The sequence below is a fragment of the Frateuria sp. genome, assembly GCF_035944355.1.
GTDB lineage: Bacteria > Pseudomonadota > Gammaproteobacteria > Xanthomonadales > Rhodanobacteraceae > Frateuria_A.
This window is the reverse complement of sequence record NZ_DASZBH010000004.1, coordinates 76,951-98,208: the sequence shown is the minus strand read 5'-3', so window position 1 is coordinate 98,208 and position 21,258 is coordinate 76,951. Positions and strand designations below refer to the sequence as shown.

At 67.9% G+C, this 21,258-nt stretch carries 20 protein-coding genes and 1 tRNA gene; 8 read left to right on the top strand and 13 right to left on the bottom strand.

Annotated features, from left to right (window positions below; genetic code table 11):
• Positions 1-9: 9 nt before the first annotated feature.
• Positions 10-852 (bottom strand): tryptophan 2,3-dioxygenase, encoded by an 843-nt coding sequence (locus tag VGU03_RS01660; protein WP_327478058.1) that lies wholly within the window; start codon positions 850-852, stop codon positions 10-12.
• Positions 853-1,130: 278 nt separating this feature from the next.
• Between VGU03_RS01660 and pdhA the strand changes: the two genes are divergently transcribed.
• The 4 genes from pdhA to VGU03_RS01640 all read left to right on the top strand — a co-directional run bounded on the left by pdhA (position 1,131) and on the right by VGU03_RS01640 (position 5,265).
• Positions 1,131-2,216, top strand: coding sequence for a pyruvate dehydrogenase (acetyl-transferring) E1 component subunit alpha (gene pdhA, locus VGU03_RS01655; RefSeq protein WP_327478056.1), 1,086 nt, complete (start codon positions 1,131-1,133; stop codon positions 2,214-2,216).
• A 5-nt stretch (positions 2,217-2,221) separates the two neighbouring features.
• Positions 2,222-3,202, top strand: coding sequence for an alpha-ketoacid dehydrogenase subunit beta (locus tag VGU03_RS01650; RefSeq protein WP_327478054.1), 981 nt, complete (start codon positions 2,222-2,224; stop codon positions 3,200-3,202).
• A gap of 96 nt (positions 3,203-3,298) precedes the next feature.
• The gene (locus VGU03_RS01645) at positions 3,299-4,687 is read left to right on the top strand and encodes a dihydrolipoamide acetyltransferase family protein (RefSeq protein WP_327478052.1); all 1,389 of its coding nucleotides are present in this window, start codon (positions 3,299-3,301) and stop codon (positions 4,685-4,687) included.
• Positions 4,688-4,881: 194 nt separating this feature from the next.
• The gene (locus VGU03_RS01640; protein WP_327478050.1) at positions 4,882-5,265 is read left to right on the top strand and encodes a VOC family protein; all 384 of its coding nucleotides are present in this window, start codon (positions 4,882-4,884) and stop codon (positions 5,263-5,265) included.
• Between the two features lie 82 nt (positions 5,266-5,347).
• Here VGU03_RS01640 and VGU03_RS01635 read toward each other — a convergent pair whose 3' ends face one another.
• The 8 genes from VGU03_RS01635 to VGU03_RS01600 form a co-directional block, all read right to left on the bottom strand.
• On the bottom strand, positions 5,348-5,986 hold the full coding sequence (locus VGU03_RS01635; RefSeq protein ID WP_327478048.1) for a DUF6348 family protein: 639 nt from the start codon (positions 5,984-5,986) through the stop codon (positions 5,348-5,350).
• Positions 5,987-5,994: 8 nt separating this feature from the next.
• Positions 5,995-6,324 (bottom strand): hypothetical protein, encoded by a 330-nt coding sequence (locus tag VGU03_RS01630; protein ID WP_327478047.1) that lies wholly within the window; start codon positions 6,322-6,324, stop codon positions 5,995-5,997.
• A 13-nt stretch (positions 6,325-6,337) separates the two neighbouring features.
• Positions 6,338-7,696, bottom strand: coding sequence for a tryptophan--tRNA ligase (locus tag VGU03_RS01625; RefSeq protein ID WP_327478046.1), 1,359 nt, complete (start codon positions 7,694-7,696; stop codon positions 6,338-6,340).
• Positions 7,697-7,802: 106 nt separating this feature from the next.
• Positions 7,803-8,720, bottom strand: coding sequence for an arginase (rocF, locus tag VGU03_RS01620; RefSeq protein WP_327478044.1), 918 nt, complete (start codon positions 8,718-8,720; stop codon positions 7,803-7,805).
• Between the two features lie 52 nt (positions 8,721-8,772).
• Positions 8,773-8,848: transfer RNA gene (locus VGU03_RS01615), tRNA-Thr, on the bottom strand.
• A gap of 84 nt (positions 8,849-8,932) precedes the next feature.
• Positions 8,933-9,607 carry an SPOR domain-containing protein gene (locus tag VGU03_RS01610; protein ID WP_327478042.1) on the bottom strand — a complete coding sequence of 225 codons (675 nt, stop codon included), beginning with the start codon at positions 9,605-9,607 and terminating at the stop codon, positions 8,933-8,935.
• A 26-nt stretch (positions 9,608-9,633) separates the two neighbouring features.
• A complete protein-coding gene (locus VGU03_RS01605; protein WP_327478040.1) occupies positions 9,634-10,389 on the bottom strand; it encodes a type III pantothenate kinase in 756 nt (251 codons plus the stop codon).
• A complete protein-coding gene (locus tag VGU03_RS01600) occupies positions 10,386-11,360 on the bottom strand; it encodes a biotin--[acetyl-CoA-carboxylase] ligase (RefSeq protein WP_327478039.1) in 975 nt (324 codons plus the stop codon). The genes VGU03_RS01605 and VGU03_RS01600 overlap by 4 nt, the downstream gene beginning before the upstream one ends.
• 187 nt (positions 11,361-11,547) lie before the next feature.
• On the opposite strand from VGU03_RS01600, the gene VGU03_RS01595 reads away from it, so the two are divergent.
• Complete coding sequence (locus VGU03_RS01595) at positions 11,548-11,856, top strand: hypothetical protein (RefSeq protein WP_327478038.1); 309 nt, start codon at positions 11,548-11,550, stop codon at positions 11,854-11,856.
• Positions 11,857-11,900: 44 nt separating this feature from the next.
• Here the strand turns inward: VGU03_RS01595 and VGU03_RS01590 are convergent, their stop codons facing one another.
• From VGU03_RS01590 to dusA, 4 genes are all read right to left on the bottom strand, one after another.
• On the bottom strand, positions 11,901-13,277 hold the full coding sequence (locus VGU03_RS01590) for an ATP-binding protein (RefSeq protein ID WP_327478037.1): 1,377 nt from the start codon (positions 13,275-13,277) through the stop codon (positions 11,901-11,903).
• A gap of 79 nt (positions 13,278-13,356) precedes the next feature.
• Positions 13,357-14,049 (bottom strand): response regulator transcription factor, encoded by a 693-nt coding sequence (locus VGU03_RS01585; RefSeq protein ID WP_327476245.1) that lies wholly within the window; start codon positions 14,047-14,049, stop codon positions 13,357-13,359.
• On the bottom strand, positions 14,049-14,351 hold the full coding sequence (locus VGU03_RS01580; protein WP_327478035.1) for a hypothetical protein: 303 nt from the start codon (positions 14,349-14,351) through the stop codon (positions 14,049-14,051). Before VGU03_RS01580 ends, VGU03_RS01585 begins: the two co-directional genes overlap by 1 nt.
• Before the next feature lie 152 nt (positions 14,352-14,503).
• On the bottom strand, positions 14,504-15,535 hold the full coding sequence (dusA, locus tag VGU03_RS01575; RefSeq protein WP_327478033.1) for a tRNA dihydrouridine(20/20a) synthase DusA: 1,032 nt from the start codon (positions 15,533-15,535) through the stop codon (positions 14,504-14,506).
• Positions 15,536-15,612: 77 nt separating this feature from the next.
• Here dusA and VGU03_RS01570 point away from each other — a divergent pair, with 77 nt between their 5' ends.
• The 3 genes from VGU03_RS01570 to VGU03_RS01560 all read left to right on the top strand — a co-directional run bounded on the left by VGU03_RS01570 (position 15,613) and on the right by VGU03_RS01560 (position 21,152).
• Positions 15,613-16,659 carry a site-specific integrase gene (locus VGU03_RS01570; protein WP_327478031.1) on the top strand — a complete coding sequence of 349 codons (1,047 nt, stop codon included), beginning with the start codon at positions 15,613-15,615 and terminating at the stop codon, positions 16,657-16,659.
• A gap of 53 nt (positions 16,660-16,712) precedes the next feature.
• Positions 16,713-17,330, top strand: a complete 618-nt coding sequence (locus VGU03_RS01565; protein ID WP_327478029.1) for an HAD family hydrolase — start codon at positions 16,713-16,715, stop codon at positions 17,328-17,330.
• 246 nt (positions 17,331-17,576) lie between these two features.
• Entirely contained in the window at positions 17,577-21,152 is a 3,576-nt protein-coding gene (locus VGU03_RS01560; RefSeq protein WP_327478027.1) for a class I SAM-dependent DNA methyltransferase, read from the top strand.
• Positions 21,153-21,258: the final 106 nt, after the last annotated feature.

The window sequence follows — 21,258 nt, the reverse complement described above, 5'->3', positions numbered from 1 at the left end:
GAGCGCCGGTCAGGTACCCAGCACCGTGCGCACGTCCAGCAGCTCCGGGAAGAACTCCAGTTCCAGCGCCTTCTTCAGGAACGACACGCCGGAGGAGCCGCCGGTGCCGCGGCGGTGCCCGATGATCCGCTCCACCGTCTTCATGTGGCGGAAGCGCCAAAGCTGGAAGCTTTCCTCCACGTCCACCAGTTGCTCGCACAGGTGGTACTCCGGCCAGAAGCTGCCGCGCTCCTCGTAGATGCGCTTGAGCACCGGCAGCAGGCCGGAATGGCGGCGATAAGGCTGGGTCCAGTCGCGCTCGACGAGCTCGGCCGGCACCGCGTGGCCGTGGCGGGCGAGGTAGCGCAGGAACTCATCGTAGAGGCTGGGCGATGCGAGCACCGCGCCCAATTGCGCCTGCGCGGCCGGATCGTGTGCGAACACCTTGAGCATGTCCGCGTGCTTGTTGCCGAGCATGAACTCGATCATGCGGTACTGCAGCGACTGGAAGCCGGACGAGGGCCCGAGCACGTCGCGGAACTCCAGGTACTCGGCGGGCGTCAGCGTCTCCAGCACCGCCCACTGCTCGAACAGCTGGCGTTGCACCTGCTTCACGCGGGCCAGCACCTTCAGGCAGGCATCGACATCGTCCGCCTGCAGGTGCCCGATCGCCGCCCCGAGCTCGTGGATCACCAGTTTCATCCACAGTTCCGACACGTGGTGCTGCACGATGAACAGCATCTCGTCGTGATGGCCGGAAAGCGGCCGCTGCGCCGACAGCAGGGTGCCCAGCTGAAGATAGCCGCCGTAGGTCATCTTGCCGTTCAGGTCCGTCTCGATGCCGGTTTCGAGGTCGCGCTGGTTCTCGGCCATGGATGCGTCCGTTCGTTTCGATCGAAGCGGATATGGTAGCGGGCGCGTTTCGCAGCGGCCCCTGATCCAGGACCGGGAGGCCCGTCACACCCATGTCAAAGGCGGGCCGCATCGTTTCCACACGCCGGCGCATGTTGCACCGTACCTTGCACCGCAACATCCCCGCCTGCTATCAAACGCGGTCTTTCCGGGACGAAAAGCGCGCGCCGGGCCCCACTGGATGGGCCGCCGCCTCCCCACGCAAGCATCACCCCACCCACTTTCCATGGGAGCGAGTCGTGTCCATCGCCGCCAAGTTTGAAATCGAGTACCTGCAATACCTCGACGCCGAGGGCAAGCAGGTGCGCGACGACCTGCCTGCGTTCGCGCAGGATCTGAACCAGATGGTCGAGCTGTACAAGCTGATGCTCTCCACCCGCGTGTTCGACGCCAAGTCGATCGCGCTGCAGCGCACCGGCAAGCTCGGCACCTATGCCAGCTGCCTGGGCCACGAGGCCGCGCACGTGGGCATCGGCAGCGCCATGAAGCCCGAAGACGTGCTGGCGCCGAGCTACCGCGAGTACGGCGCGCAGCTCTACCGCGGCGTGCAGCCGCGCGAGGTCTACATGTACTGGGGCGGCGACGAGCGCGGCAACGACTACCAGAACGAGCCGGCGCGCCACGACTTCGCCTGGTCGGTGCCGATCGCCACGCAGTGCCTGCACGCGGCCGGCTCCGCGCTCGCCTTCAAGATCCGCGGCGAGAAGCGCGTGGCGGTGTGCACCATCGGCGACGGCGGTTCGTCCAAGGGCGACTTCTACGGCGCCATCAACATCGCCGGCGCGCAGAACCTGCCGATGGTCGCGGTGATCGTGAACAACCAGTGGGCCATCTCGGTGCCGCGCAAGATCCAGTCCGGCGCGCCGACGCTCGCGCAGAAGGGCATCGCCGCGGGCCTGTACTGCATCCAGGTCGACGGCAACGACATCATCGCCGTGCGCAAGGCGATGGAAGACGCGCTCGAGCGCGCCCGCAACGGCCAGGGCGGCAGCGTCATCGAGGCGGTCACCTATCGCCTGGGCGACCACACCACCGCCGACGACGCTCGCCGCTACCGCGGCGAGCAGGAGGTCAAGGACGCCTGGGCGAAGGACCCGGTCAAGCGCCTGAAGAGCTGGCTGGTGGCCAAGGGCGCCTGGGACGACGAGAAGGAAGAAGCCTGGAAGGCCGAGTGCGACGACTGGATGGACAACGAGGTGAATGCGTACCTGGAGACCAAGACCCAGCCGGTCACCGCGATGTTCGACTACACCTTCGCCGAAATCCCCGCCGACCTGGAAAAGCAGCGCGACCTCGCGCTCTCGCTTGAAAACAAGGGCCACTGAAGACCATGGCACAGATCACCCTTATCGAAGCAGTCACCCAGGCGCTGGCCTACGAAATGGCGCGCGACCCGTCCGTGGTCGTGCTGGGCGAGGACGTGGGCGTCAACGGCGGCGTGTTCCGCGCCACCCAGGGCCTGCAGGAGAAGTTCGGCGAGCTGCGCGTGCTCGACACGCCGCTGGACGAGACGACCATTGCTGGTGTGACGGTTGGCTTGGCCGCCCAGGGCATGAAGCCGGTCGCCGAGGCCCAGTTCGAGGGCTTCATCTACCCGATGATGGAGCAGATCGCCTGCCACGCCGCGCGCCTGCGCAACCGCACGCGCGGCCGCATCACGGTACCGGCGGTGTGGCGCGCGCCGTGGGGCGGCGGCATCCGTGCGCCGGAGCATCACTCCGAGGCGAACGAGCATCTGTTCACCAACATCCCGGGCCTGCGCGTGGTGCTGCCCTCCTCGCCCGCGCGCGCCTACGGCCTGCTGCTGGCGGCGATCCGCGACCCGGATCCGGTGATGTTCTTCGAACCCAAGCGCATCTACCGCCAGTACAAGGAAGAGGTTCCGGACGACGGCGAGGCGCTGCCGCTGGACGTGTGCTTCGTGCTGCGCGACGGCACCGACGTGACCCTGGTGACCTGGGGCGCGCAGGTGAAGGAGACGCTGGAAGCGGCCGACGCGCTCGCCGCCGAGGGCATCAGCGCCGAGGTCATCGACGTCGCCACGCTGACGCCGCTGGACTTCGACACGATCGCCGAGTCGGTCGCCAAGACCGGCCGCTGCGTGATCGTGCACGAAGCGCCCAAGACCGCAGGCTTCGGCGCCGAGATCGCCGCGCGCCTGGCCGAGGAGTGCATGTTCGACCTGCTCGCGCCGGTCGAGCGCGTGACCGGCTACGACACGCACATCCCGCTGTTCCGCCTGGAAATGAAGTACCTGCCCAGCACCGAGCGCGTGGTCGAGGCGGCCAAGCGCACGCTGGCCGCTTCTTGAACTGCCGGGAACGGGGAACAGGGAACAGGGAACGTCAGCGTTCCGGTAGCCCACCCCGTTCCCCGTTCCCTGTTCCCCATTCCCGGATACAACGCCATGGCTGACATCAAGACGTTCCACCTCCCCGACCTCGGCGAAGGCCTGCCCGACGCGACCATCGTCGAATGGCACGTGAAGGTCGGCGACACGATCAAGCTCGACGCGCCGCTGGCTTCGATGGAAACCGCCAAGGCGGTGGTCGAGGTGCCCTCGCCCTACACCGGCAAGGTGACCAAGCTCTACGGCGCCGCCGGCGACGTGATCGAGACCGGCGCCGCGCTGGCCGACTTCGAGCCGGACCCGAACGCCAAGCAGCGCGCCGAGGCCGAGTCCACCGGCCACCACCACGGCCCGAAGAAGAGCGTCGGCAGTCCGGCGCCGGACGACGGCAACAAGGTCGTCGCCTCCGACGAGGGCGGTGAAGTCGAAACCGGCGGCAAGGACCGCGAGGACGAAGGCACCGTGGTCGGCGCCATGGTCAGCGGCAACGCCGTGCACGTCGAGCAGGCCGCCAGCATCGGCGGCGTCAAGGCGGTGCCCGCGGTGCGCGCGCTGGCCAAGAAGCTCAAGGTGGACATCGCCAAGGTGCGCCCGACCGGCGCCGAGGGCGTGGTCACCATGAAGGACGTCAAGGACGCCGCCGCCAACGGCAGCGCCCCGCTCGGCGGCGCGCCGGCGCGCGCGGTGCCGGCCTCGGCCGGCCGCCACCTGGCGCCGCAGCTGCCCGAGCCCGGTCCGGCGCCGCAGCGCGGCCCGGTCTCGCTGGCCGGCAAGCCGGTGCGCACCGCACCGCCGTCGCAGGCCGTCACCGGCCAGCCGGAGCAGCTGAAGGGCGTGCGCCGCAACATGGCCCGCGTGATGGCCGAGGCCCACGCCCAGGTCGTGCCGACCACGCTGGTCGACGATGCCGACCTGCACGCCTGGCTGGGCAAGCAGGACATCACCGCGCGCCTGATCCGCGCCATCGTCGCCGCCTGCAAGGCGGTGCCGGCGCTCAACGCATGGTTCGACGGCAAGAACCTCACCCGCACCCTGCACCGCCACGTCGACATCGGCATCGCGGTGGACACCGACGACGGCCTGTTCGTGCCGGCCCTGCGCAACGCCGACGTGCTGGACGGCGCCGGCATCCGCGCCGGCATCCAGCGTCTGCGTGCGCAGGTGGAGGACCGCTCGATCCCGCCGTCGGAGCTTTCCGGCTACACCATCAGCCTGTCGAACTTCGGGATGTTCGCGGGCCGCTATGCCACTCCGGTGGTGGTGCCGCCGTGCGTGGCCATCGTCGGCGCCGGCAAGTTGAGCCACGACGTGGTCGCCGTGATGGGCGGCATCGAGGTGCACCGGCGCATGCCGATCAGCCTCACCTTCGACCACCGCGCCGCCACCGGCGGCGAGGCGGCGCGCTTCCTCAAGGCGCTGCTGGACGACCTGGCGCTGCCGCAATAACGGGGAACGGGGAACGGGGAACGGCAAGGCTAGCCGCAACCGCTCCCTCTACCCCGGCCCTGCCGGGGGAGAGGGCTGGGGAGAGGGGGAGGCCTTTCGCTCTCCAGACCCACGAAAACGGAGCGCCCGGGCGCTCCGTTTTCTTTTCACGCTCCCGCGCGCAGGCTTGGGATTCCTGCCCACAGGGAGGCCCCATGCACCACAGCCGCCTGAGCACCATCGTGCTCGACTGCCAGCTCGACGACCTGGAACCGGCGATCCGCTTCTGGAGCGCCGCGCTGGGCAAGCCGGTCGAGGATGCCGACCAGGACGGTGACGGCCGCTACGCCGCCCTCGCCACTGCGCAGGACGAACCGATCGTCCTGCTGCAGAAGGTCGATCACGAAAGCCGCGTGCACCTGGACATCGAAACCGATGATCTCGACGCCGAAGTCGCCCGCCTGCAGGCGCTCGGCGCCCACGCGATCGCCTACGTCAAGGAGCGCTGGTGGGTGATGCAGGCGCCCACCGGCCACCGCTTCTGCGTCGTGAAGAAGCAGCGCGAACGTTTCGGGCCCCACGTAAACCGCTGGGACTGACGCAGAGGCGCGACCGACGCAGGCGCCGTCGCTGGCCGTGCCCGGGAAGCAGAGCGCGATTCGCCGGCCGGCGGTCGACCGATCAGTAGTCGCGCAGGTCCAGCACCAGCAGGCTGCGCACGCTGTAGTCCTGCATGCCGGCCGGCCAGGGAAGCGCGGCCAGCGCGCGGTCGCCGCCCGGCCAGGGCTCGTTGTCCAGCAGCGTCTCGACCGCCAGCGTGCCTTCGGCCGCGCGGCGCAGGAACAGCCGCACCCAGTGCATGCGCGGCACCAGCGACTCGCGCTTCAGCGCCTCGACGATGGCGCCGCGGACGTCCGGCAGGCCGGCGGCCTCGGCGCCATCCACTTGCAGCCGACCGATGAAGGCATCCCAGCTGCGCAGGCCCAGTTCCCATTGCGCCAGGTCCAGCTTGCGATCGTCGGTGACGTACCAGCAGGCGGCCAGCAGCACGGCCAAGTCGCCGGCGGCGAAGCGCTCGAGGGCATCGCGGCAGCCGGCCTGGCCGGGACCGTTGCCGGCGTAGCTCAGTTCGATCTGGCGTTCCTCATCCAGCACCAGGTCGATGTCCAGCCGGCCGGGCTGGCCCGCCGAGCCGTCCTGCCAGTGCGCGCGCACCGCGGGAAAGTCGCCGTCGGTCAGCAGCCAGTCCTCGTCCGGTTCCAGAGCCACGTCATGGCGTTCGAACAGCTGCAGCAGCAGGGTTTGCGGGTCGTAGGACATGGAGCAGCTCACCGGCGCGCGCGGCGCCACAGCAGGCGGCGCAGGAGCATCGCCGCCGCGAGCACGGCGACGCAGGCGCCGTAGCCGAGCAGCGCAGGCAAGACCTGCTGCCAGATCGCGCCACTGGCGCGGCCAAAGGCACCCACCTGCGGCGGCGGCGCCGATTCGAAACCGTAGGCGGCGCACATCGCGGCGGCGACGGCGGCCAGCAGCAGGGCGACCCAGTCGAACAGCCGACGCGCGGCGGTGCGCGGCAGGCTCTTGGGGTAGGCGAAATAGGCCCAGCCCAGGATCAGCAACCAGGGCGCGAGCAGCAGCAGTGCCAGATAACGGAGCATCGGGGACGGTCCCTCAGGCCGCGCCGGCAAGCTGATCGAGCGCCGTGCGCAGCCGCTCCAGCGCCTGGTCGCGCGCCTGCCCGTCGGCGTACTCGGGCGTGCTGCCCACCGGTTCGCCGTCGAGCTCCAGCAGCAGCGCGGTCGGCGTGAGCTGCACCACGGCCGCCGCGGCGCCCAGCTGCTTCACACGCTTCTGCGCGGCCCCCGCGGCCTTGGGGTCGTCGAAGGCGCGCGAGAGCAGCAGTTCCTCGCCGTCGCCGGCGAACAGACGGAAGCGGAAGCGGCCCTGCTCGTCGCGGAAGCTGGCCAGCCGCGGGGTCTTCTCGGCAGGCGGCCTGGCCGCGCTCACCGCACCCGCGGGCGCATGGCTGCCCAGGCCCACGGCCTGGCGCAGCATCGCCAGCTTCGGCGTAGCGATGGCACGCGCCTTGCGGGCGCCTTCGTGCAGGATCTCCTCGATGTGCGCGGGCTGCGCGATCAGCGCCTCGTAGCGCTCGCGCATAGGCGCGATCTGTCCTTCCAGGAGGTCGAACAGCGCCTGCTTGGCCTCACCCCAGGCCAGGCCCGCTTCCAGCGCGCGGCGGAACGCCGCGGTCTGCGCCTCGCTGGCAAAGGCCCGGTAGAGCGTGAACAGCGAGGCATCGTCCGGATCCTTCGGCTCGCCAGGCAGACGCGAATCGGTGACGATGCGCATCACCGACTCGCGCAGAGCCTTCTTGCCGCCACTGAAGAGCGGGATGGTGTTGTCGTAGCTCTTGGACATCTTGCGCCCGTCCAGGCCGGGCAGCGTGGCCACCTGCTCCTCGATCTGCACCTCCGGCAGCACGAAGAAGTCCTTGCCGTAGATGTGATTGAAACGCTGCGCGATGTCGCGCGCCATCTCCAGGTGCTGGATCTGGTCGCGGCCGACCGGCACCTTGTGCGCGTCGAAGGCGAGGATGTCGGCGGCCATCAGCACCGGGTACATGTACAGGCCCGCGGTGACGCCGGCGTCCGGGTCCTCGCCGGTTTCCACGTTCTTGTCCACCGCCGCCTTGTAGGCATGGGCGCGGTTGAGCAGGCCCTTGGCGGTGACGCAGGTGAGCAGCCAGCAGAGCTCGGGGATCTCGGGGACGTCGGACTGGCGGTAGAACGTCACCCGCTGCGGATCCAGCCCGCAGGCCAGCCAGCTCGCCGCGATCTCCAGCCGCGAGCGCGCGATGCGCGCGGGATCGTCCGCCTTGATCAGCGCGTGGTAGTCGGCCATGAAGAAGAACGCATCCACGTCCTCGCGCCGGCTGGCGGCGATCGCGGGACGGATGGCGCCGGCGTAGTTGCCCAGGTGGGGCGTGCCGGTGGTGGTGATGCCGGTGAGGACGCGGGTTCGGGTCATGGCGAGGGATGATGGCAAGAGAAACGCGCGGCAGGCGCCGCCAGCCCGCCATGATAGGCGCTGCGGACGCGCCGCGGTGGATTGCGCTGTTGCGCCGCAGCCGGCGTCAGCGGATCAGCGTGGACTTGCCGAACAGCGACTCGACCAGGTCCACCGCCAGCTTGGCGGTCTGGTTGCGCTTGTCGTAAGCGGGGTTGAGCTCGACGATGTCCAGCGAACCCAGGCGGCCGGTGTCGGCGATCATTTCCATGCACAGCTGCGCCTCGCGGTAGGTCGGGCCGCCGCGCACGGTGGTGCCCACGCCCGGGGCGATCGACGGATCGAGGAAATCGACGTCGAAGCTCACGTGCAGGTGGGTGTTCTCGTCGACGTCGGCGAGCGCTTCTTCCATCGCGCGCTTCATGCCGATTTCGTCGATGTGGCGCATGTCGACGATCTGCATGCCGGCCTCGCGCACCAGCTTCTTCTCGCCTTCGTCGACCGAGCGGATGCCGATCTGGCGGAACACGTGCGGCGAAGTGGCGGGCGTGTGGTTGCCGATGCCGGTGAGCCGGTCCGGGCCGTTGCCGCACAGGCAGGCCACCGGCATGCCGTGGATGTTGCCCGACGGCGTGGCCTGGGCGGTATTGAAGTCGGCATGGGCGTCCAGCCAGAGCACGCGCAGCTGTTTGCCGGTATCCCGGCAATGGTCGGCCACGGCGGAAATCGAGCCGATCGCCAGGGAGTGGTCGCCGCCGAGCAGCACCGGGATGCGCCCGGCCTGCAGTTCCTGGCGCACGGCGGTGTGCACGGCCATGTTCCAGGTCGCCACCTCGTCCAGGTGGCGGTAGCCCTCCTCCGGCGGCAGCCAGGGATTGAGCGGCCCCTGCAGGTTGCCGCGGTCGATCACCTGCAGGCCGCGCGCGCCGAGTTTTTCGGCCAAGCGCGCCACGCGCAGCGCTTCGGGTCCCATCGAGGCGCCGCGGTGGCCGGCGCCGATGTCGGTAGGTGCACCGATCAAGCTCACTGTCTGCGTGCCGCTCATGCTGCCTCGTCCGTCGATGGGCGCCTGCGCGCGCTGGCGCGCACCGCTTGGCTGGTGCCGGCAGCAGGAATCGAACCCGCGACCTACTGATTACAAATCAGTTGCTCTACCAACTGAGCTATGCCGGCGTGGAAGAGCAGAAAGTCTAGCAGGCGGGATGCGGGTGCGCTGGAAGGGCGCCTCAGCGCTCGGGCCTCCCCAAAGTCGTGCGCTCAGAAGCAGGTGGCGCTGTGCGAACTGACCCCGGCGCCGCGTACGCGGCCGCGCCAGTCGAAGTTGGCGCCGTCGGCGACCACCAGGTCCAGCCAGTACTCGGGCACCTGCTCGGTGCGTTCCTGGATCTGCGCGGCGAAACCGGCCGAGGCCACTTCGTCGCGGCGCTTGCGCGCGTTGGCGGGATCCTTGAACAAGCCCAGCGAAATCGCGTTGGACTGGTCGCCCGAACTCATCACGTAATAGTCGCCGACGTGCGCGGTATCCAGCCGCCGCGCCAGTGCGAGCGCCTGCGCGCGGGTGCCCGGTGCCGGCAGATAGACCCACCAGCCGCGGGCCTCGGTGGTGTGTTCCTGACGCGAGCGCATGCGCGTACCGGCCGCGGCCAGCGCGGCGCGCGCGTTGCGCAGATCCTGCGGCGTCGCGAAGGGGCCGATCGCCAGGCAGCGGGTTTCCGGCGCGGAGATGCTGGCCGCCGCGGGCGCCGTCGCGGGCGGCGCCGGCGTACTGCCTGCGCCGGCAGCCATCGCGGTCTGTTCGGACAACAGGTGCAGCACCGGCACGCCCGGATCGGCGATGCTGCGCCCGTGCGCATCGTCCTGGCCGAGCAGCAGCCAGGCGCCCACAGCGATATTGAGCGCGATCAGCAGGACGAAGAGCAGGCGCAGGAACATCGAGACCCCCATTGGACAGGGTCATTCTAATGGCCGGACGCGGCCCCCGATTGTGTCTGCACCCACACCGCCAGGCCATGCAGCACGCCGTGTTCGACCAGGCTCGCGGGCAGGTCGAGCAGGGGCGCCAGGCCGGCCGCGTCGCCGCCGTCCAGGCGCACCGCGGGCGTGCCGCCAAGGCGTGGCGCCATGCGTGCCACGAAGCGTTCGACCAGCGCGGCGGCGGCCTGCCAGCAGCCGGAGACCACCGCGTCGGCGGTGTTGTCCGCCGAGTCCACCAGCACGCCGTCGTTGCGCGGGCGCACCTGCGCGGTGGCGCCGAGCAGCGACTGCTGCATCAGCCGCGGGCCCGGCGCGATCAGGCCGCCCAGATGCTGGCCGTCGGCGGCGAGGGCGTCCAGCGTCAGCGCCGTGCCTACGCCGACCAGCACGCAGTCGCCCGAGCCGGCAGCGCGTGCGGCGACCATCGCGAGAAAGCGATCCACGCCCAGCCGTGCCGGCTCGGGATACGCATTGCGCACACCGCACGCAGCTACGGGCGTGCGCAGCCAGACGACGTCCAGCCCGAACAGGGCGCGCACCTGCGCGGCGGCCGCCTGCTCGCGCGCATCGTCGACCACCGATGCGCCGAACGCCGCGGCCGGCTTCGGCAGCGCCTGCCAGGTGGCGCCGAGCAACGCGAGGTCCTCGCTCCACGCGGCCGCGCCATCGGCGAACCAGCGGCCGGCATCTTCCAGCGCCCACTTCAGCCGCGTGTTGCCCAGATCCAGCAGCAGCCTCATGTGCGGCGCACCGTGACGTCAGCGCTATCGAACGACCGGATTTCGCCGAGGGCCAGGCGCACCTGCAGCGCGCCGCGCGCGTCGACGCCGGCGCCGACGCCTTCGCAGTGACCCTGCGCGCCGCTGAGCCTGAGCTGGCGGCCGGCCAGCAAGTCGTGGCGGGCGTAGTCGTCGACGAAGGACGCGAAGCCGTGCCGCTCGAATTCACGCAGGCCATCGGCCAGTGCGGCGATCAAGCGCGCCGCCATCGCATTGCGCTCCGGCGGCTGGCCGCCGGCCAGCGTGGCCAGGTCGCAGGCCGGCTGCCCGGCCTGGTCTCGCAAGGCCTCGGTCAGGCGCAGGTTGAGTCCCACGCCGATCACCGCCGCGCACGGCCCCTGGTACTCGCCGCTCAGTTCCACCAGCACGCCGGCCAGCTTGCCGCCGGCCGCCAGCAGGTCGTTGGGCCACTTGAGTCCCGCGCCGCCGATGTCGAAGGACTCGATCGCCCGCAGCACCATGACGCCGACCGCCAGCGACAGCCCGGACAGGGTGGAGAAGCCGCGGTGGAAGCGCTTCACGCAGGACAGGTAGAGGTTGAGCCCCGGGGGCGACAGCCAGCTGCGGCCGCGGCGGCCACGCCCGGCGGTCTGCGTTTCGGCCAGCACGAAGCTCAGGTCGGCCGTCTCGCCCAGGCGCCGCTGCAGTTCGCTGGAAGTGGAGTCGAGCTCCCAGTGCACTTCCAGCGCGCCCAGCCGGGACGCACAGGCGCGCGGCAGGGCCGCGCGGATGCGCGACTCGTCCAGCAATTGCACCGGCCAGGGCAGCCGGTAGCCGGCCGCGCCGCGGGCCTCCACCGGCACGCCGCGCGTGCGCAACGCCTCGACCTGCTTCCAGATCGCCGCGCGCGTGACGCCGGCCCGTTCGGCCAGTTGGGCTCCGGAAACCGCCTCGCCCGCGGCCAGGGCGGCCAGCAGTTGTCGTGCCTGCATCAGCCGGCCACTCCCGGGGCGGAGCCGGCGAGCCGGGCGGAGATGGAATAGATCGCGCGCATCGGCCGATTCTATCTGTTCCCTCCGGCCGCTCGCCCAGCCAGGCGCGCCGGACCTGGCACTGGCAACACCCTCACGTTTCTGCGACGATCCGGCCCTTGGCTGGTGGATCAAGGGGTTGATCGCCATGGGACTCAATCGCTGCCTGTTCGGATGCCTGCTCGCGCTGTCCGGCGTGGGTACGGCCGCGGCCATGGGCGTCACCACACAGGACCCGATCGCCCCGCATGCGACGCTCGACACGGCCAGCCACGAAGGTGGTGGCAGCGCCAGCAACGACCCATCCAGCGCCAACCATGACTGCCTTCCCCCCGACCCGGCGGTGGACAATACGGACACCAGCGAAGGTGGCGGCGGCGGTTCCACGCCGCATCCGCGCGCCGGGCACCACGGCAGCCTGGGCTGGCAATCGCTGCTGCCCGGTTCGATCCAGTAAGCCGGCAACGCCGCTCCCTGCGGGAGCGGGCTTCACAGGCGACCTCAACTCGCCGGCAAGTTCACGCTGAAGCGCGCGCCGCCGAACTCGGGCGAGCGATCGACCACCAGTTCGCCGCGGTAAGCCTTGACGATGTCCTGCACGATCGACAGGCCGATGCCATGGCCTTGCACGCGCTCGTCGCCGCGCACGCCGCGCTGGAGCACTTTCTCGATCTTGTCCTCGGCGATGCCGGGACCATCGTCCTCCACGCTCAGCCACAGGCCCGGGCGCTGGCGGCCGGCCTGCGGCTGTGCCTTGACCACCAGCAATACGCGGTGGCCGGCCCACTTGAAGGCGTTTTCCAAAAGGTTGCCCATCAGCTCCAGCAGGTCACCCTGCTCGCCGTAGAAGGCTGCGCCCTCGTCCATCTCGAACTCGCACAGCACGTTCTTGGCGGCGTAGACCTTCTCCAGGCTGCGCACCAGGTCTTCGGCGTGGCCGGCGATCGGCACGGCGCTGGCGAAGGTCTGCCGGCCGGAGGTGGCGGCGCGGGCGAGCTGGTAGGCCACCAGTTCGTCCATGCGGCGCACCTGGTCGAGCACGTCGGCGCGCAGGTTCGGTTCGTTGCCGGCCGACTCCAGCCGCGAACGGATCACCGCCAGCGGCGTCTTCAGGCTGTGCGCGAGGTCGGCCAGGGTGTTGCGGGTGCGCGTGCGCTGCTCGCGCTCCGAATCGATGAAGGCATTGATGCGCTCGGTGAGCGCGGTCAGCTCCAGCGGATACTGGCTGTCCAGGTGGTCGCTCTTGCCGCGCTCGACCCGCGCCATGTCGGTGGCCACCCTGCGCAGCGGGGTCAGGCTCCAGCGCAGCAGCAACAGCTGCAGCACGATCAGCATCACGCCCAGGATCGAGAGCATGCCGACCAGGGTGCGCCGGTAGACCGCGTTCTCGCCTTCGAACTGGTCCTCGGTCTGCGCCACCATGAAAGTGAGCTTGAGCGGCTTCTTCTCCGGCACGTCCCAGGCCACGCCGAAGGCGTAGTAATAGAGTCGCCCCATACGCGTATCGACCGGGCCGACGAAGCGGCTCTGGCCTGGCGCCAGCTCCTTGAGAAAGCTGAAGTCGCGCCCGATCGCCGAGGAGGATTCCCAGCGGAACTCCTTGTCGCCCAGCACGACCGCGTAAAGGCCCGAACCGGGCCGCGAGAAGCTCGGATCGGGCGGCGCGTCCGGCAGCAGTACCTTGCCGTAGCGCGACACCTCGGTCCCGGCCAGATAGGCGACCACATAGTTCTGCAGGCGGTCGTGCAGATTGTTGAGCGCGCTCTCGTGGTTGGCGCGAGACAGTGTCAGTCCCACCAACCCCAGGAACCCGGCCAGCACCAGGCCGGTGGCGATGGCCGCGCGCGCGGCCAGCGAAAACGGACGAGGGGCGTACACGGATCAGCGCCCGCCCCGGCCCGGCGGCCGGCGCAAAACATGCGTGCTCAGGGGCCGCCGCAGGAGCATGGGTTGGAGCTCAGTCGTCGTCGCCGTCGCTGCGGGGGATGGCGAAGCGATAGCCACGCCCGCGCACGGTCTCGATCGGCTTGAGCGCGCTGTCCGGATCCAGCTTGCGCCGCAGGCGGCCGATGAACACCTCCAGCACGTTGGAATCGCGGTCGAAGTCCTGCTGGTAGATGTGCTCGGTCAGGTCGGCCTTGGAGACCAGCTCGCCGGCGTGCAGCATCAGGTATTCGAGCACCTTGTACTCGTAGCTGGTGAGGTCGACCGGCTTGCCTTCGACGGTGACCGTCTGCGCGGTCGTGTCCAGCTTGATCGGGCCGCAGGCCAGCACCGGCTTGGACCAGCCGCTGGCGCGGCGCACCAGCGCGTTGATGCGCGCCAGCAGCTCCTCCACGTGGAAGGGCTTGACCAGGTAGTCGTCGGCGCCGTGCTTCAGGCCCTCGACCTTGTCCTGCCAGGAGCCGCGCGCGGTGAGGATCAGGATGGGGTAGCGCTGGCCGGCCTCGCGCAGCGCCTTGACCAGGTCCATGCCGGACATCTTGGGCAGGCCCAGGTCGATGATCGCCAGGTCGAACGGAACCTCGCGGCCCAGATAGATGCCTTCCTCGCCATCCTGCGCGGCGTCGACCGCGAAGCCGTCGCGCTTCAGGCGCGCGGCGAGGGTTTCGCGCAAGGGCGCCTCGTCCTCGACCAATAGGATGCGCATCAGTGTTTCTCCTTGTTGCCTGCGCCGTTGCCGGCCGGGTTCTTGCCCGCGCCCGCAGCCGGTGCGTCGGACGAAATCGCTATGACCCGCACGTGCCCTTCCGGGGTGAGCACCTTGATGCGGTACTCGGTCCGGCGGCCGAGCCGGCGCGGGTCGGCGGACAATATCTTACCGCCGGTCTCCTGTTGCACCTTGGCCACCGCCTCCTCCAGCGTCAGCGACGCCCTCTCCTGGGCCGGTGCCTGCACGGGCGCGGCAAGCAGCAACGCGGGCAGGCAGGCCAGCAGCAGTCGGGAGAACATCGTCGGCACGGCGGTGACCCACGTCCAAATGGATGCCAGCCTAGGCAAGCGGGCCTGAACAATCCCCGGACGGAGGCCGCCCGCACACCCGCCACCCTGCCCGTTGACCGGATGCCGTGCGAGCAGGCCGCTCGTGGTCGACCTGCGGGTGATCACGCTGCCTCCCGGCGGCCGCTGGCGGCTCGCTCGAGCAGGCTCCAGCCCGCACCGGGCAAGTGCGCGCCCTCGCTCAGCACGCGCCGGAAGCTGCGCGCCCCGGGTTCGCCCTGGTACAGGCCCAGCAGGTGCCGGCTGATGTGCTTGAGCGCCGTGCCGCGCCTGAGCTCGGCTTCGACGTAGGAACGCAGGTGGCCGAGCACTTCCTCGCGCGTGGGCAGCGGAGCGCCGTACAGGGCCGCTTCCAGATGCGCGAGCAGGTAGGGATCGTGGTAGGCGGCCCGCCCCAGCATCACCCCGTCCACGTGCGCCAGGTGCGAACGCACCGCCTCCACCGTGGTGATGCCACCGTTGATCACCACGACGAGCTGCGGAAACTCGCGCTTGAGGCGGTAGACGCGCGCGTAATCCAGCGGCGGGATCTCACGGTTCTCCTTCGGGCTCAGGCCCTTGAGCCAGGCCTTGCGGGCATGCACCACCAGTAGCTCGACGCCCGCCTCGAGCATGCTTTCGGTGAAGCGCTGCAGATCGGCGTAGTCGTCCTGATCGTCCACCCCGATGCGACACTTCACCGTCACCGGCACGTCCACCGCATCGCGCATGGCCTTGACGCAGTCGGCCACCAGCGCGGGCTCGCGCATCAGGCAGGCGCCGAAGCGGCCGGACTGCACGCGATCGGATGGGCAGCCTACGTTGAGATTGATCTCGTCGTAGCCCGCCTGAGCGCCCAGCCGCGCGGCCTGCGCCAGCTCCGGCGGCTCGCTGCCGCCCAGTTGCAGCGCCACCGGATGCTCCTGCTGGCTGTGTTCGAGCAGGCGCAACTGCCCGCCACGCACCAGTGCGGCGCTGGTGACCATCTCGGTATACAGGCGCGCATGCGCCGACAGGATGCGGTGGAAATAACGGCAGTGCCGGTCCGTCCAGTCCATCATCGGGGCGACGCAGATGCGCCAATCGCTCGAATCTGGCGATTTTTGGCCGTGCAGCTGGCTTTTCTGGACATCTGGAGCGGTCGCGTTTTCGAGCATTTCTGGCAATTTTCGAGTGTTTTGAGTACTACAGTGCTACGATAATTGCTACACACTTGGCCATGTAGCACCGTCTTATGGGCACTATCGTGCAGCGCCGTCGAAGCAACGGCTCAATAGGGTACACCGCGCAAATCAGGCTCAAGCGCGATGGCGCCTTGGTGCACACCGAGGCGCAGACCTTCGGAAAGAAAGCGCTCGCTACGGAGTGGCTGCGACGGCGCGAGTCAGAACTAGATCAGCAACGTGCCCGCGGCGAGCCGTTAGGCGTACGCCACACCCTCAAGGAGCTCGTCGCCTGGTACATCGCTGAAGTCAAAGCGTCCGCGAACTGGGGCAGAACCAAGGAAGCGGATCTCAACCGACTTCGTGGTTATCCCATAGCAGCGAAGAGGGCCGCCAACCTCTCGGTCGCGGACTATCTGCAACACGCCGCCGAAAGGCGCGATGAAGGAGCTGGCCCAGCCACCGTGGGGAACGACTTCATCTGGATTGGCCAGATACTGAAGTCGGCACGATCTGCACTCGGCATCCCCGTGGACCTCACGAAGCTCGACGATGCTCGTCACGAGCTTCGCAGCCGCAAGGTGATCCAGAAATCGAAGCAGCGCGATCGACGCGTCAGCGCCGCCGAGGAAGAGAAGCTGCTGAAGCACTTCCGGTCACGCGACAGACGTGCCGGCATTCCTATGGCTGACATAGTGCAGTTCGCCCTCGCATCCGCGCGACGGCAGGAGGAGATCACGCGCCTACGGCGCCATGATCTCGTGCCGGAAAAGGGTATCGCCTGGCTCGACGATGTGAAGCACCCGCGGCAGAAAGCCGGCAACCGCCGCAGCTTCCGCATGCCGCCCGCAGCCTGGGAGATCATTCATCGCCAGCCTGCGGATAGCGACCTCGTTTTCCCCTACAACCCGAAGTCGATCGGCGCGGCCTTCACCCGCGCCTGCAAGCTACTCGGCATCAAGGATCTGCGGTTCCACGATTTGCGTCACGAGGCGACATCGCGCTTGTTCGAACGTGGGCACAGCATTCAAGAAGTGGCTCAGTTCACGCTGCACGAATCTTGGGCCACGCTCAAGCGATACACCCATTTAAAACCGGAAGACGTGCCAGACCGGTAAAACGCCTGCTGTCGCAGCAAGGTTGCGCCCCCCAACAAGGAAAAGGAACCCGAATGCAACATAAGATCAAGGCCGTCGCATTCGACGCATTCGGCACCCTCGTCGAGATACACGACAAGCGACGACCCTATGCCCGACTAGCAAAGGCTGCTGCGCTACCGCTGGCGAGATCACCCATGTGCGAACCGATCGACCTGGACGCGATGACCCACCTCTGCGGCCTGGCGCTTGACGCCAGAGAGATGGACATCCTCCATGAAGACCTGCAAGCGGAGCTCGCGTCCACCCAGCCCTACCCGGAAGCGCGGGAGGTTCTGGAAGAGCTCAAGCGACTTGGTCTACGCACTGCCGTTGCATCCAACCTCGCACTGCCGTACGCGCGTCCCATCGAAGCGCAGCTAGGAGCGCTACTGGACGTTTCATGCATGTCCTTCGAAGTGGGTTTTGAGAAGCCAGATGGTGGCTTTTACGAAGCCCTCTGCCGGCGCCTGCAGCTTCTTCCTCAAGAGGTGCTCATGATCGGCGACACTTGGCGTTGCGACTATGAGGGCGCTACCGCCGCCGGCCTGCACGCCGTACACCTTGATCGACAGGGAAAGGCTACAGCAGACCAGCGCCACCTCTCTACGACCAGCCTCCTCGGCGTCCTATCTTGGTTAAAAAGGGAGTAGACATTTCGAACCCAACGGCGAGGAGCGCAGCGCTCGACTTGCGGGCGCGCTCGCACTCGCATCGCCGCTACATCCGCGCCGGCCTTGTGCATACATCGAGCCTAGCCTGGCATTGAAATTCCCGGCGACCGGTAAGCCGCTTCGGGCCGGTGCCGGAGACGACTTCGATCGCCCCCACGAGGGCTATATGTGCATCGGAAGCGTCGTTCCGCTAGCCTGCTGAATGGGGAATCGACGAGCTGCAGCATGAACCAGATCAGCAGGGACGCCAGCGACGACTTCATCGCCAAATGGAGTGGCGTCAACGCCTCGGAGTTGTCCACCGCGCAGAGTTTCGCAATGGATCTGTGCCACCTGCTCGGCGTGGAGCCGCCGCATCCGGATGCCGAGCAGCAGTACATGTTCGAACGGCCCGTGACCTTTGCCCACGGCGACGGCAGCAACTCGGCCGGGCGCATCGACCTCTACAAGCGCGCCTGCTTCGTGCTGGAAGCGAAAAAGCTCAAGGCGCGGACCCACACCAAGGGTTTTGACGATGCGCTCCTGCGAGCGCGCAGCCAAGCCGAGCAGTACGCTCGCGCGCTGCCCGCCAGCGAAGGCCGCCCGCCGTTCCTGATCGTGCTCGACGTAGGCAACCGCATCGAGCTGTATTCGGAGTTCTCGCGCTCCGGCGCCACCTACACGCCGTTCCCCGATCCGAGCAGCCATCGCCTCGCGCTCGCCGACCTGCGCGACGAGGCGATCCGCGAGCGCCTGCGCAAGGTGTGGACCGACCCGCTCGCACTCGACCCCAGCCGCGAGTCCGCACGAGTCACCCGCGAGATCGCCGCGCGCCTCGCAGCCCTCGCGCGCAGCCTGGAAGCGGCCGGCCATCCGGCCGAGAGCGTGGCGCGGTTCCTCATGCGCTGCCTGTTCACGATGTTTGCCGAAGACGTGAGACTGCTGCCCGCCGACAGCTTCCGCGATCTGCTGCTGAAGTACGCCGATCAGCCCGATACCGCCATGCGCATGCTCGCCCAGCTATGGCATGACATGGACGGCGGCGGCTTCTCCGCCGCCATCGCCAGCGATGTTCTGCGCTTCAACGGCAAGCTGTTCAAACAGCCCGACACTCTGCCACTAACCCGTGAGCAGGTGGCCCTACTGATAGAGGCGGCTAAAGCCAAGTGGGAGCACGTGGAGCCAGCCATCTTCGGTACCTTACTAGAGCGCGCGCTTGATCCCGGCGAGCGGCACAAGCTCGGCGCCCACTACACGCCGCGTGCTTACGTCGAGCGGCTGGTGCTACCCACGGTGATTGAGCCGCTGCGGGAGGAGTGGAATGACGCACACACGGCAGCATTGATCAAGGCGGCAGAGAGCAGTGAGATTGAGCAGTCCATCGCCGCACTTCCGGCTCGCGCGAAGGAAGAGAAGAACCTCGCGCAGCGTATGCGTGAGACGCGGGCTGAGGCCATCAAGATCATCCAGGACTTTCACCACCGCCTCTGCACTGTTCGCGTGCTTGATCCCGCCTGCGGAAGCGGCAACTTTCTGTATGTGACGCTGGAACACCTCAAACGCCTCGAAGGTGAAGTTCTCAACGCGCTCGACGAGCTGGGCTTTCGCCAGACCGGCCTGGCCCTGGGCGGCGAACGCGCCGACGCCATGGGTGGCGAAACGGTGGACCCGCACCAGCTGCTTGGCATCGAGATCAACCCGCGCGCCGCCGCCATCGCCGAAGTGGTGCTGTGGATCGGCTACCTGCAATGGCACTACCGCACCCGCGGCGACGTGAGCCCACCGCAGCCGGTGATTCGTGACTTTCGCAACATCGAGAATCGCGATGCCGTGCTGGCGTACGACCGCGTGGAATACCTTCTCGACGAGCGTGGCGTGCCTTTGAGCCGCTGGGACGGCATAAGCATGAAGTTCTCGCCCGTTACCGGTGAGGCCGTGCCTGACGACAGCCGCCGCGTACCTCTGGAGCGCTATGTGAACCCGCGCAGGGCTGCTTGGCCGCAAGCGGATTTTGTAGTCGGTAATCCGCCGTTTATTGGATCAAAGCGCATGCGTGATGCGCTCGGAGACGGCTATGTCGATGCGATCCAGGCCGCCTGGCCAGAGATTCCGCAAGCTACCGACTTTGTGATGCGCTGGTGGCATCACGCAGCTTTGCTCACTGCGCACGGAAGTCTTCAACGGTTCGGGCTGATTACCACCAACAGTCTTCGACAAGCGTATGTCCGACGTGCCGTTGAGCCGCATCTCGAAGGCGACCCACCCGTGTCACTGGTATTCGCGGTGCCTGATCACCCGTGGGTGGATAACGAGGACGGCGCCGCTGTGCGGATCGCCATCACGGTCGGGGTGGGTGGACGCCGCCTCGGTCAGTTGCACATCGTGACCGAAGAGCGGACCGAGGCTGAGGATGGAAATGACGATCTAGTCGTGACGATGGAGAGCCGCATCGGACGGATCAATGCCGACCTTACCGTTGGCGTTGATGTGACGCGCGCTGCGTCGCTTCACGCCAATCGGGCTCTTTGTTCGGTCGGCATGAAGACAATCGGAACAGCGTTCCAAGTTGCACGAGCCCGAGCCGTGGAATTGGGGCTCGGCAAGTCGGCGGGCCTCGAAAAGTATATCCGGCCGTACATCAACGGGCGGGACGTATCGCAGACACCTCGCGGCCTGTATGTGATCGACTTCTACGGAGTACAAGAGGAGCAGGTGCGCGCGCGTTTTCCTGCGCCCTATCAGTACCTTCTACAGCGCGCAAAGCCAGAGCGGGACCTGAATCGCAATCCCGCCTTCCGTGAGCGCTGGTGGGTTATAGGCCATCCCCGACAGCAATTTCGGGTAGCTGTCGCCGGACTGGACCGCTACATCGTTACGCTTGAAACCTCCAAGCACAGATTTTTTTCCTTCCTACCGATCGGAACCACACCCGATAGCTCCCTTGTTACTATTGCGGACGAACGAGCTTCGACACTTGGTGTGGTGTCAAGCGAGGTACACACGGTCTGGGCACTAGCAACTGGCGGAAGGCTCGGAGTTGGGAACGATCCGCGCTACAACAAAACTCGTTGCTTCGAAACATTTCCGTTCCCATCACTTGAATCGCTGGGCACGCACCTAGGCGACCTCGCCGAACAACTCGACGCCCACCGCAAGCGTCAGCAGGCCGCCTACCCCGACCTAACCCTCACCGGCATGTACAACGTGCTCGAGAAGCTGCGCTGCGGCGAGACACTGAGCGCCAAAGAGCGCGTGATCCACGAGCATGGCCTCGTCTCGGTGCTGCGCCAGTTACACGACGAGATCGATGCGGCCGTGCTCGATGCCTACAGCTGGAGCGACCTACTACCGCTGCTGCGCGTAGCTCACGGCAATGACGCGCTCGCCGAAAGCAGCGACCGCGACGGGGCGAAGCATGCCTTCGACAAAGCCATCCTCGAACGTCTGGTCGCCCTCAACGCCGAGCGCGCCGCCGAGGAAGCCGGTGGCCAGGTACGCTGGCTGCGCCCGGAGTTTCAGAATCCCTCTGCGCAGATGGCGCCGGAACAGCGCGATCTGGACACCGCACTCGACGACGACACCGCCTCGGCCACCGCTGCCGGCGCCGGCAGCAAGCCGCAGCCGTGGCCTAAGGACACCGTGGCCCAGGTCCGCGCTGTGGCCGATACCCTCACCGCTAGCGCCGTGCCGCTCAGTGTGGACGACATCGCCGCCCGCTTCACCGCCCGTGGCCCTTGGAAAAAGCGCCTGCCCCAACTACTCGATATGCTGGTGGCACTGGGCCGCGCGCGAGTCAGTGATGATCGCTACAGCGGTACCTGACACTAGTCGGTACATCTGGGAGCAAAATTTAATCGACGCGCATTGCGCTCGCTTGCGGCCAAAAGCGGAATTTCGTTGAGATCCCTCTCGAGGTAATTTACTACCG